The 10,595-nt window shown below is 62.8% G+C and carries 11 protein-coding genes and 1 riboswitch; of the genes, 4 read left to right on the top strand and 7 right to left on the bottom strand.

What is annotated here, in order from left to right; genetic code table 11:
• Positions 1–211: 211 nt before the first annotated feature.
• From ACXWUF_RS11560 to ACXWUF_RS11550, 3 genes are all read right to left on the bottom strand, one after another.
• A complete protein-coding gene (locus ACXWUF_RS11560) occupies positions 212–1,486 on the bottom strand; it encodes an NAD(P)/FAD-dependent oxidoreductase (RefSeq protein ID WP_458494834.1) in 1,275 nt (424 codons plus the stop codon).
• Between the two features lie 237 nt (positions 1,487–1,723).
• The gene (locus ACXWUF_RS11555) at positions 1,724–2,623 is read right to left on the bottom strand and encodes a sulfite exporter TauE/SafE family protein (RefSeq protein ID WP_458494833.1); all 900 of its coding nucleotides are present in this window, start codon (positions 2,621–2,623) and stop codon (positions 1,724–1,726) included.
• A gap of 52 nt (positions 2,624–2,675) precedes the next feature.
• Complete coding sequence (locus ACXWUF_RS11550) at positions 2,676–3,380, bottom strand: MBL fold metallo-hydrolase (protein ID WP_458494832.1); 705 nt, start codon at positions 3,378–3,380, stop codon at positions 2,676–2,678.
• A 422-nt stretch (positions 3,381–3,802) separates the two neighbouring features.
• On the opposite strand from ACXWUF_RS11550, the gene ACXWUF_RS11545 reads away from it, so the two are divergent.
• On the top strand, positions 3,803–4,570 hold the full coding sequence (locus ACXWUF_RS11545) for a hypothetical protein (RefSeq protein WP_458494831.1): 768 nt from the start codon (positions 3,803–3,805) through the stop codon (positions 4,568–4,570).
• On the opposite strand, the gene ACXWUF_RS11540 is transcribed toward ACXWUF_RS11545, so the two are convergent.
• Positions 4,563–5,360 carry a sulfite exporter TauE/SafE family protein gene (locus tag ACXWUF_RS11540; RefSeq protein WP_458494830.1) on the bottom strand — a complete coding sequence of 266 codons (798 nt, stop codon included), beginning with the start codon at positions 5,358–5,360 and terminating at the stop codon, positions 4,563–4,565. The genes ACXWUF_RS11545 and ACXWUF_RS11540 overlap by 8 nt on opposite strands.
• A gap of 410 nt (positions 5,361–5,770) precedes the next feature.
• Positions 5,771–5,869, top strand: a riboswitch (TPP riboswitch).
• A 199-nt stretch (positions 5,870–6,068) separates the two neighbouring features.
• On the opposite strand from ACXWUF_RS11540, the gene ACXWUF_RS11535 reads away from it, so the two are divergent.
• From ACXWUF_RS11535 to thiG, 3 genes are all read left to right on the top strand, one after another.
• Positions 6,069–7,163, top strand: coding sequence for an FAD-dependent oxidoreductase (locus ACXWUF_RS11535; protein ID WP_458494829.1), 1,095 nt, complete (start codon positions 6,069–6,071; stop codon positions 7,161–7,163).
• A gap of 131 nt (positions 7,164–7,294) precedes the next feature.
• Positions 7,295–7,492 carry a sulfur carrier protein ThiS gene (thiS, locus tag ACXWUF_RS11530; protein ID WP_458494828.1) on the top strand — a complete coding sequence of 66 codons (198 nt, stop codon included), beginning with the start codon at positions 7,295–7,297 and terminating at the stop codon, positions 7,490–7,492.
• A 141-nt stretch (positions 7,493–7,633) separates the two neighbouring features.
• A complete protein-coding gene (gene thiG / locus ACXWUF_RS11525) occupies positions 7,634–8,434 on the top strand; it encodes a thiazole synthase (RefSeq protein WP_458494827.1) in 801 nt (266 codons plus the stop codon).
• An 80-nt stretch (positions 8,435–8,514) separates the two neighbouring features.
• On the opposite strand, the gene ACXWUF_RS11520 is transcribed toward thiG, so the two are convergent.
• From ACXWUF_RS11520 to ACXWUF_RS11510, 3 genes are all read right to left on the bottom strand, one after another.
• A complete protein-coding gene (locus ACXWUF_RS11520; protein WP_458494826.1) occupies positions 8,515–8,808 on the bottom strand; it encodes a hypothetical protein in 294 nt (97 codons plus the stop codon).
• 67 nt (positions 8,809–8,875) lie between these two features.
• Positions 8,876–9,229: an Rpn family recombination-promoting nuclease/putative transposase gene (locus ACXWUF_RS11515; protein ID WP_458494825.1), complete on the bottom strand. Its 354-nt coding sequence runs from the start codon at positions 9,227–9,229 to the stop codon at positions 8,876–8,878.
• 86 nt (positions 9,230–9,315) lie between these two features.
• A complete protein-coding gene (locus ACXWUF_RS11510; RefSeq protein ID WP_458494824.1) occupies positions 9,316–10,518 on the bottom strand; it encodes a glycosyltransferase in 1,203 nt (400 codons plus the stop codon).
• Positions 10,519–10,595: the final 77 nt, after the last annotated feature.

Here is a 10,595-nt window from a genome sequence, read left to right as displayed (position 1 = left end):
TGCCCGCCACCAGGCCATGATGGTCAAGCGTGTGGCTCGCGTAAGCATTCGCATCGGGGGCGTCGGAAAGATGGAGGGCGTCGTGGTTCATGCTTGCGGGGAAAACGCGCAATTGTAGTCAAGGGAGGTGCGGAAAGACGGATACAGCGGGAGTCGACAAAAGAAACCCGCCACGATGGGCGGGTTTCCAGGGGACGGGATTCGACCAGATTTAGGTCTTCTTCAAACGCATCACGCCGATGAACTTCAGCATCAGCCGCTCATAGAACGGCTCGCTGACGCCCTTCTTGATCTTGCGAATGAAGTAGAACTCAAAGGCGATCTTCATCCAATGCACCCACTTGCCCTTGCTGGCCCAGGTGACGTTGCGCGGCGGAATCTGCGGCTTGGCGAGGAACGCCACGCCGGTGTCACCGAGGTCGGCCAGGCACAGGGCGTTCCAGGTGCCCTTGTGGGACGGCTCCTTGCCGTTCAGTTCGTCCTCGATGTTGTGGGCCGTGGCCGTCACCATGGACTCGATCATGTAGCCGGTCTTGGGCGCGCCGGTCGGGACCGGGGTCGCTTCCACCGGTGGAATGGCGACGCACACGCCCACCGAGTAGATGTTATTGTAGGTGGGGTTGCGCTGGTATTCGTCGATCAGCACGAAGCCTCTTGGGTTCACCAGCTTGTCGATGCCGAACACAGCGTCCACGCCCTTGAAGGCCGGAATCATCATGGAGTGCTTGAACGGCAGTTCGTGCTTCTGCTTCTCCTGGCCCTTCTCGTCCACCTCGGTGACGTACATCTTGCCGGCCTCGATCTTGTCCACCTTGGCGTTGGTGATCCACTTGATGTGGTGCTGGCGCAGCTCGCTCTCCAACATGCCCTTGGTGTCGCCCACGCCGCCCAGACCCAGATGGCCGATGTAGGGTTCGGAGGTCACGAAGGTGATCGGCACCCGGTCGCGGATTTGCCGCTTGCGGAGGTCGGCGTCGGCGATGAAGACGTATTCATAGGCCGGGCCGAAGCAGGAGGCCATCTGCATGGAGCCGACGATGATGGGTCCTGGGTCTTTGACGAAGCCGTCCCAGAACTTGCCCGCCTCGGCGGCGTGGTCCACATGGCACACCGACTGGGTGAAACCCTCGGGGCCGAAGCCCTCCACTTCCTCGAAGGCCAGCTTGGGTCCGGTGGCGATGATGAGGTAGTCGTAATCGACGTTCGAGCCGTCGGCCAGTTCCACCCGGTTCTCGGTGGGGTGGACGCGGGCCGCCCTTTGCTGGATGAACTCGATGTCCCGCTTCTTGAGTACCGGCGCCAGCGGCACCTTGATCTGGTCGGGCGTGCGCCAGTTCACCGCCACCCACGGGTTGGACGGGACGAAATGGAAGGTGGGGCTATCCGAAATGACTGTGACCTGGTGATTCTTGCCGACCAGTTGCTTCATTTCCAGCGCCATCGGAACCCCGCCGATGCCGGCGCCTAATACTACGATGCGAGCCATGTTGTTCTACCTCTGTTGTGGTTGTCGGTAAGGAAAGGTTTTTTATCGCTGGCCGGGTCCATCCAGGGCGGCGTCTAAGCCAGAACGCCGTACGCCTTTTGCCAGTCCCCCAAAAAGGGCCGTCCCTGGCCGAAGGGGGGAAACACGCCGTCTCTACGGCGAATTCTTTAACTTGTAGGTCGGGCTTTAGCCCGACGCCACCTTCGCTCGGGATCGGGCTAAAGCCCGACCTACGTCTTAATGCGGCTGCCCGCGCAATGAATCCTGATGGTGGATCATTCCCCGCAGCCAGTACAGTAATAACACGGCGGCGGCGGTCAGCAAGCCCCAGAAGAAATCCCGGTGTTCCAACACCAGCCGCTGGATTTCTTTGAACACCTCCCAGCTTAGCTCCCGGTGCAATAAATAACCCGCGATGGCGATCACAAACACGCCGAAGCCACGCCGCAGGACATTGCCGCTGAGCCGCTTGGAAAACAGCCCGCCCACCAAGCTGCCGGCCACCGCCGCCCCGGTCACGATGCCCACCAAATGCAGGTCGATACTGACATGGCTGCTATAACCCGCCAGCGCGGCCATGGAATTCATGGCGATGACCAACAGCGAGGTGCCCACTGCCGCGTGCATCGGCAGTCCCCCTAAGAGGTTCAGCGCCGGGACGATGACGAAGCCACCGCCCACGCCCACCAAGCCATTCAGCGCCCCGACCAGCAAGCCATCGAACAGCACGGCGGGCATGTTCAGCTTACGGGGGCAAATCGGTCCCGAGCGTTGCCCGGCTTCCTCTTTGCGGCCCTTCAGCATCGCCGTGGCCGTGCCCAGCATGACTAGCGCGAACAGCAGCAGCAGCACATGCCCCGGCAGGAACGCCGCCAGCCGTCCGCCGCCGTAGGCGCCCGCCATCCCGGCCAGGCCGAACACGTAGCCGGTCTTCCAGCACACCCGCCCGCCCCGCGCATGGCCGATGACAGCGATGACGCTGGTGGCGCCGACCACCACCAGAGAGGTGGCGATGGCGGTCTTGGGGTCCAGGCCAACCAAGTAGACCAGCACCGGCACCGTCAGGATGGAGCCGCCGCCACCCAGCAGGCCGAGCAGCAGGCCGATCACTAAGGCCAAGGCGATGACCAGGGTCATGGTTGGTTCCTCCTGACTAAATCACGGGCGGGACGCCCGCGCTCCTGTGCAATCACCCGTGCCGCGCCGCTGGTTCCCGGCCACAGGCCTGGTTGGCGGGCAGGGCAAGGTCTATGTATTTGGGATAGGGCAGGTCCAGGCCGTTCATGATTTCGATGAATTCCTCGCGGCTCCTGCCATCGCCTAGCCGGGAATTCTTGTTCATCTCCTGGCGGATGGTGGAGACGGTGTTGCCCACGTAGTCGTGGCCGGGATAGACCAAGGTGTCCGGCGGCAGGGTGAAGAGCTTCTGGTGGATGCTGTCGTAGAGCCGCCCCGCGTCGCCCTGCTGAAAATCGGTCCGGCCACAGCCGTTGATGAACAGCGCGTCGCCGGTGAACACCCGGTCGGCCATGACGAAGCTGACGCAGCCGTTGGTGTGACCCGGCGTATGTCGCACGGTGATTTCCAGATCGCCCACCTGCAACAGCACGCCGTCGGTGACGAGCAAATCCGCGCACATCGCGCCCGCATCGCGATGAACCACGCTCTTGCTGCCCAGGCGCTCGCGCAGCAGCCCCGAGCCGGTGATATGGTCGGCGTGGACATGGGTTTCCAGGGTGTAGATCAGGGTCAGGTCGAGTTGCTTGAGCAGGGCGGTATAGCTGTCCACCTCGCTCGCCACCGGGTCGATCAACACGGCGCGGTGGGTGCGTTCGCAGCCCAAGAGGTAGGTGTAGGTCCAGGTGTCGGGTTCGAAAAGTTGGCGGAAAATCATGGCGTTCCTCGTTGCGTGATGGCTGGGCCAGGGCTTATTAGCCGGTGCTAATAAGACAGCATGAGGCGTGCCAGACGCCAATATCCCGGCAAGACTGGCCGTTATCTGGGAAATGCCAGGCCACGCCCCCGCCAATGGCGCGGAAACCCCGACGCGGCGTTTCACATGAAACGCGCCGTGAAACATCCATGAAATCCGTGAAACGCAAGACGGGGCTTCGGGCGGGCGGTCAGGCGGTCAGGGATAACATTCCCCCCGCGAAGTGGAGATTTTTTCCGTCCCGGCCCACACGAAAAAACCTGGATAGGTAATGGCATACTGTTGTACGGGGACGGAACGGCCATCCGGCCAATCACCCGTCCCATCGCCAGCCCGTGCGGGCTTGGCTTCAACGAACAAAAAGCCCTCTCGGGGAACGACCGATGCTTAACGATAACGAATTCAGCCCCGCGCCCGACGATTCCAGTGTCGCGCTTAAGGAGCGGCGACCCCCGGCAGAACGGGGGGAAGAACATGCCCACGGGGCCACGGGCACGCCACGGGAACGGCACCGCCCGCGTCGCCCGGAAGAACACGAGCGGCAGTGGCATGGCCGCGACCCCAGGAAGAAGGTGTGGATTTTTATCCTGTCCTTGGCCCTGGGCGTCGAAACCTTGGCCCTGATCGTGGCCTACACGCAGATGATGATGGTTGAAAATGATCGGCGGACGCTGACCCAGGCGATTCAAGCCGAGGCTGGCGAATTGAAAGTCCTGCAACCCCAGTTCGTCTCGCTGAAGCAGGACGTGGCGCGGCAGGTTAAGGCGCGTTCGCCCGGACTGCGGCCCCTGCAACTGGACCATGTGATTCCCGTTGACCAGGATAGCGTCGCCAATATCACCTTCACGGCGACCGGCAAGGACGATAGCAAGGTCTGGGAATACAAGGCCGTCATGGCCAACGAGGCGGCCGACCCGCTGTATGTTCGGCTGGACCTCCTGCTGTTCGACGAGGGCGGCGTCCAAATCGGGCGTTCGTCGCTCTTGAAGAACGAGGGCAAGGACGCCACGGAACCCGTGCTGCATGCCGGGGAGGTCCGCTCCTTTTACGGCGCCGCCGAACTAAACCAAGAGGAGAACCCGCCGGTTTATTTCAGGCTGGCCCGCCGTCCGGGACGACTGGAGCAGGCCAGTGCCAAGGCCGCTAAATGACGAACTTCACGCCGATGATCATCAGCAAGGTCGCCAACACCGGACGCAGGACTTTCTCGGGAATCTTCGCGCTCAACAAGCTGCCGATATAAATGCCCGGCAGGGAGCCGATCAGGAGGCTGCCCAGCAGGTTCAAGTCCACATTGCCCATGTGCAGATGGCCGAGTCCCGCGACGGCGGTCAGGGGAATGGCGTGAGCCAGGTCGGTGCCGACGATGCGCACCGTGGGCAGGCGGGGATACAGGAATAACAGCGCCATGGTGCCCAGCGCCCCGGCACCCACCGACGACAGCGTGACCAGCACCCCCAGGAACAGCCCCACCAGCATGGTGATGAACCATTGCCAGCGGCCATAGCGCTCGGCGTGGGTCAGGCGTTGCACGGCGATGTCGTCGTCCTTGCGGCGGGAGATCAGCCGGTTGCGGAGGAACAGCGCCAGGGAGGTGCAGATCAAGGCCACCCCCAGGCTGGTGGTAATCATGGCGGTGATGGACTCGTCCTTGGTGAACACGTTCTCCAGCAGATAAATGACCAACAGCGCCGCCGGGATGCTGCCCAGGCAGAGATGGAACACGATTTTCCATTCCACCGAGCGATGCTTGCCGTGGTGGACCAGCACCCCGCCGCACTTGGTGATGGCGGCGAACAGCAGGTCCGTGCCCACCGCCGCCTTGGGCGCGAAGCCAAAGATGAACACCAAGAGCGGCGTCATCAACGAGCCACCGCCGACGCCCGTCAGCCCCACCAGGAACCCCACCAGCAACCCCGAAATGATATAAGCGATAGTCATTTTTATGCTTCTACGGATAAAAAGTTCGTTATTGTAGAGTCGGCTTTTATAACCACCAAGCCTATAACGGCCTAAGCATATGGCATTGAGCTATAAGGACGGTGTGGCTGGGCTTGACCCAGGGCAATCGCGCTATGTGTATGAAGCCGGGCTTTATCCCCTCTCCCACCGGGAGAGGGGATCAAAAAAGATTTCTTCCCGCAAGCAGCAAGGCAGGCCGTTTCGGCTTAAGCTTTTTGGTCGGCATGTTGAAAGGGTTAAGGCTGAAAAATCCCATTTAAATCCCCCTCACACCCCAACCCTTTCCCGCTGGAGAGGGAGAAAACGGGAGAGTCCTCATATAGCGCGATTGCCCTGGGGCTTGACCGGCCAGCTTTTCCTTACCATTCGGATTGTGCTTTAATCGGTCCCGGATGAAACAGGGGTGCTTGCGGACGCCCGCAACGCTGAGAGAGACCCTTAAACCCGATCCAGATAATGCTGGCGTGGGAAGTTTCATGGCCCGAATCCAAGCCGTTTCCAAAGCGCCGGATTCCGGGCGCCGTCCCTCCCCAACTCAAGTGGGTTCCGGTTTCATCCTTTTTTACCGAAGATGAGGAACCGGCCATGCCGACATCGCACCGCCCCGAACACGCCCCCGATTTCCCCAGGCTGGCCCCGCTGGCCACCATCGTTTTCTACGCATCCACTTCCCAGAGGTAATCCGCCATGTCCATGCGTTTCGCCGTGCTAGGCGCGGGTCTTATGGGACGGCTGACCGCCCTGGCGCTGGTCCGGGCCGGTCACACCGTCGATGTCTACGAGCGCGGCGGGCCGGACGGCGCCACCTCCGCCGCCCATATCGCCGCCGCCATGTTGGCGCCGCTGGCGGAATCGGTGGTGTCCGAACCCATCGTCGTCAAGCTCGGCCTCGCCAGCCTGAAATTATGGCCCGAACTACTGGCGACCCTGCCCGAGCCGGTGTTCTTCCAGCAGAACGGCACGCTCATCCTGTGGCACGCCCAGGACCGCGACCAAGCCGCCCAATTCGGCGCGAGGCTGCGGACGCTGGATGCCGAATTGCTTCACGCAGGCGGGCCACGGGAAATGCGTGGGGCCGACATCGAAGCCTTGGAACCGGCGCTGGGACACCGTTTCCCCCGGGCGCTGTATCTGCCGGGCGAGGGCCAATTGGACAACCGCGCCACGCTCGACGCCTTGCGCGCCGCGCTAGAGGCCAGCGCGGCGCGGCTGCACTGGCACACCGAGATGTCCCCGGACCGGGCCGACGCGGATTGGGTCTTGGATTGCCGGGGCTTGGGCGCGAAACCGGATTGGTCAGCGGTGCGGGGCGTGCGGGGCGAGGTGGTCCGGGTGCATTCGCCGGATGTCGAACTACACCGCCCGGTGCGGCTGCTGCATCCGCGCTATCCCATCTACATCGCGCCCAAGCCCGGCGGCATCTACGTCATCGGCGCCACCCAGATCGAGACCGAGGACACCTCCCCCACCAGCGTGCGTTCCGCGCTGGAGTTGCTGTCCGCGCTCTACTCGGTCCATCCCGCCTTCGGCGAGGCCCGCATCCTGGAAATGCTCACCAACTGTCGGCCCGCCCTGCCCGACAACCTGCCGGAAATTCGCTGGGATGGTAAGCGGCTCATTCAGGTCAACGGCCTGTACCGGCACGGCTTCCTGGTCGCGCCGGCCATGGCCGAGGCGACGCTGGCCCTGGTCCGGTATGTGATTGGCGGCGGGGACCATTGGGACGCTTGGCGCGAGGCGCAGCCCTGGGCCGCGCTGTATCGACCGAACGCGACGGGTTGAAGGGACGCATGGGAAGGTCAGGATGGTGGGTTACGGCGCACGGTAGACCACGAAGCCATATCAAGCCTGACCTAGCGTGCGCCTAACCCACCCTACGAAACTGAACGCCACCGGCTGAGGCATTGATAACCATGCAAATCACCATCAACCAGAAAACCTTCGACCTGCCCGAAGGCGCCACCCTGACCCAAGCGCTGGAAGCCTTTGGCGCCACGCCGCCCTTCGCGGTGGCAATCAACCTGAACTTCGTCCATCGCCATCAGTACGGCGAAACCCGCTTGCAGCCGGGCGACCGGATGGAAATCGTCCAGCCCGTGGCCGGTGGATAAATCGTAGGGCATCCGAAGAAACCCCTCCCCAACCCTCCCCTTATCAGGAGTGGGAGAAAAAGCCCCCCTGATTAAGGGGGGAGTGGGGGGTTAAAGGTAAGTTCATCTTCGGAAATCACCTAAATCTCAAGGAAATATCCAGTGAATACGTTTACCGACACCCTCATCCTATACGGCACCGCCTTCCCCAGCCGATTGTTGCTGGGCACGGCCCGCTATCCTTCGCCAAAAATCCTTGAACGAGCGGTGCAAGCCGCCGAACCCGCCATGCTGACGGTTTCCCTGCGCCGCCAAGCCGCCGCGCACAGCGAGGTCGGCGGGCAAGCCTTCTGGGACTTGCTGGGTCAACTCAAGCTGCCCTTCCTGCCCAACACCGCCGGCTGCCATAGCCCGGAGGAAGTCGTCACCACCGCCCTGATGGCGCGGGAGGTGTTCGGGACCGAATGGATCAAGCTGGAACTCATCGGCGACGACTACACCCTGCAACCGGACACGTTGGGCCTGGTGGGCGCGGCGGAGCGGCTGCTGCGGGAAGGCTTCAAGGTGCTGCCCTATTGCACCGAGGATTTGGTGCTGTGCAAGCGACTGGTGGATGTGGGCTGCGAGGCCATCATGCCGTGGGCCGCGCCCATTGGCACCGGCCAGGGCGCGATGAATCCCTACGCCTTGAAGCTGCTGCGCGAGCGGATCGACGTGCCGATGATTATCGACGCCGGGATTGGGTTGCCGTCTCACGCTTGCCAAGTCATGGAGTGGGGCTACGACGGCGTTTTGTTGAACACCGCCGTGGCCCAGGCCGCCGATCCGGTGGCGCTGGCCCAGGCGTTCAAGCAAGCGATTGGGGCCGGGCGGCTGGCTTACTTGGGCGGGGCCATGGCGGCGCGGGATTCGGCGGAAGCCAGCACGCCCGTGGTGGGGACGCCGTTCTGGCACCAATCGTAAGCGGATAGGCTGCAAAGGTCGATGTAGCCCGGATGAAGCGGAAGCGTGGCGGAATCCGGGCAAACGCTGGTGTACAGCGCTTAACGCCCTTCAAGCAGCGCCTTGAGCCGTTCGATTTCCACCTGGGCATCCGCCAGGGCGGTCACGCTTTTCGCTCGCTCCTGTTCCAGAGCCTGTTCAGCTTGCGCCCGCGCCTGTTCTGCCTGCGCCCGCGCTTGTTCTGCCTGCTCCCGTTCGCGCTGCGCCAGCTCCCGCGCCAAGCGGTCCTGTTCCCGTTCCTTCTGGATGGTGCGTTGTTGCCGCAGGAAGTTCTGCCGGGCTTGATAGGCGTGGTAATTCCGTTCCTTTTCGGAGAATTGTTCCAGTGTGGTCATGGCTTGCCTCATTTCTGTGGTGTTCATCCAATCGGGAAGAGCGGCTTGGTCTAGGTGTTCACCGTCCTTAATAGGTCGGCTTGAGTCGATCATAGTCTTGGCCGCTTTTGAGTTGCCCGCTGTAAAGGTCAGCCCAGGTGTAGGCGATGCGGGCGGGCAGGTGGCGGTAGTTGAGCAACTGGATTTCGACCTGATAGAGCCGACCGGCGTTGTCCCTGGCTTTGACATCGACGATGCTGAGTTTGTCGTCGAGGAACTCCTTGTCGTTGTAGGGGTTGAGGATGTCAACGTCGCTGATCGGCGCTTCAAGCTCCGCCGCCAGGACGGCGTTGAGGAAATGGATAAGCAGGTTGCGGTTTTCCTCAGCGCCGAGCAGGGCTTTGAAAACGCAGTCGATCTTGGGGTCGATTCGGTGCTTCACGGGGGCGGTTGAATTGGACGGATGGCTACGATCAGGGTGGATTCGGCGAGATTTTATCTAACCGATTGAGAACACGCATGTTTGCCTTACCGGACCAATCCCCCCAACACGCCCTCAAAAACTTCCGCCGTCGGATAAGCCGCCATTTTCTTCCCAATAGCCCGCGCTTTGAGCCTGAAGGCGTCATCTTCAAGCAAGCAAGCGACGGCCTGCCTCAACGCCCCGGCCCGCAAGGCGTCGGAGCGCAAGCCCAAGCCCAGCCCTGCCTGTTCCAAACAATCCGTGTTGAGATGCTGGTCAAGATTGCGAGGAATGCCCAGCACCGGCACCCCGGCGGCGAGGGCTTGCTGGGTGGTGGGACTGCCGCCGTTGCAGATGACCAAATCCGCCCGCTGGCTGGCTTCGAGGCCGGGCAGATAATCGGCGGCGTACACATTGGCCGGTCGTGGCAGCGAACCCGCCGCGCCAGCGGTCGCCACCATGACGGTGACGGGCAGCGTCCCCAGGGCGTCGATGATCCGGGGCAACCGCCGGGCCGCGCCGGAACTGCCCAGGGTCAGATAAATGCGGGGCCGGTTCTCGGGCAGCCGGTCCCACCAGTCCGGCAACGGGCAGGCCGGGGACCACAACAGCGGGCCAAGATAGCGGTGGCTGGACGGGATTCCGAACGTCGGGGCGGTTTCCGGGAGGTCCGGGTACAGCGTCCGGTCGGCCCAGGCATACAGCGTGGGCAAATCCCGCCCGAGTCCCGGCAAGCCATAAACGCGCCGCAGCCGGTTCAGCGGCACCGTGTGCCACGCGAACGCCAACGGGCGGACCAAATCGAAAACCGCCTGACTCGCCCGGACGCCGAGCAGCGCGTTCAGCGGCAGTTCCGGCACGGTGTAGCGGGGCCGGGCGTGGGGACTCCAATAGGCGTTGATGAGGGCCACATACGGCTTGCCCAGCGCCGGGGCGCTGGCCGCCAGCGACAGCCGGAAATCCCCCACCACCACATCTGGGTCGATCCGCTCCATTAGCGCGATGTCTTCAACCGCGTAGGCACGCAGGGTCGGGAAATCGAAGACCGGGCTGCCGCGCTGGAGATGGCCGAGGAACACCTCGCTGGCCATGGACTGGATTGTGTGAACGGCGAACGGCAACGGCCCAAACAAATGGGCGTAACGCGGCGACCAAGCTAGATGGACATCGTAGCGGGCGGGGTCGAGCATCTTCGCCAGCACCACGGGCCGGGCGGCGTGGGCCAGGGTGACGGCTTCGGCGAAGAAGAGGACGCGGCGTTTTCGCATGGGACTTCATCACTCCTTGAAAACAAGAGCCTGCCGGGGCTTCCCCACGCTTGTGGGAGTGGCCTTCAGGCCACGAC

The organism is Methylomagnum sp. (assembly GCF_054333355.1).
The sequence above is the reverse complement of the archived record's forward strand: the minus strand, read 5'-3'. Positions and strand labels throughout refer to the sequence as shown.

What these genes read in the sequence shown, in the direction of transcription:
- ACXWUF_RS11560 (WP_458494834.1), bottom strand. Translation starts at nt 1,486, where the DNA reads ATGGCTCGCATCGTAGTATTAGGCGCCGGCATCGGCGGGGTTCCGATG.
- ACXWUF_RS11555 (WP_458494833.1), bottom strand. Translation starts at nt 2,623, where the DNA reads ATGACCCTGGTCATCGCCTTGGCCTTAGTGATCGGCCTGCTGCTCGGC.
- ACXWUF_RS11550 (WP_458494832.1), bottom strand. Translation starts at nt 3,380, where the DNA reads ATGATTTTCCGCCAACTTTTCGAACCCGACACCTGGACCTACACCTAC.
- ACXWUF_RS11545 (WP_458494831.1), top strand. Translation starts at nt 3,803, where the DNA reads ATGCTTAACGATAACGAATTCAGCCCCGCGCCCGACGATTCCAGTGTC.
- ACXWUF_RS11540 (WP_458494830.1), bottom strand. Translation starts at nt 5,360, where the DNA reads ATGACTATCGCTTATATCATTTCGGGGTTGCTGGTGGGGTTCCTGGTG.
- ACXWUF_RS11535 (WP_458494829.1), top strand. Translation starts at nt 6,069, where the DNA reads ATGTCCATGCGTTTCGCCGTGCTAGGCGCGGGTCTTATGGGACGGCTG.
- thiS (WP_458494828.1), top strand. Translation starts at nt 7,295, where the DNA reads ATGCAAATCACCATCAACCAGAAAACCTTCGACCTGCCCGAAGGCGCC.
- ACXWUF_RS11520 (WP_458494826.1), bottom strand. Translation starts at nt 8,808, where the DNA reads ATGACCACACTGGAACAATTCTCCGAAAAGGAACGGAATTACCACGCC.
- ACXWUF_RS11510 (WP_458494824.1), bottom strand. Translation starts at nt 10,518, where the DNA reads ATGCGAAAACGCCGCGTCCTCTTCTTCGCCGAAGCCGTCACCCTGGCC.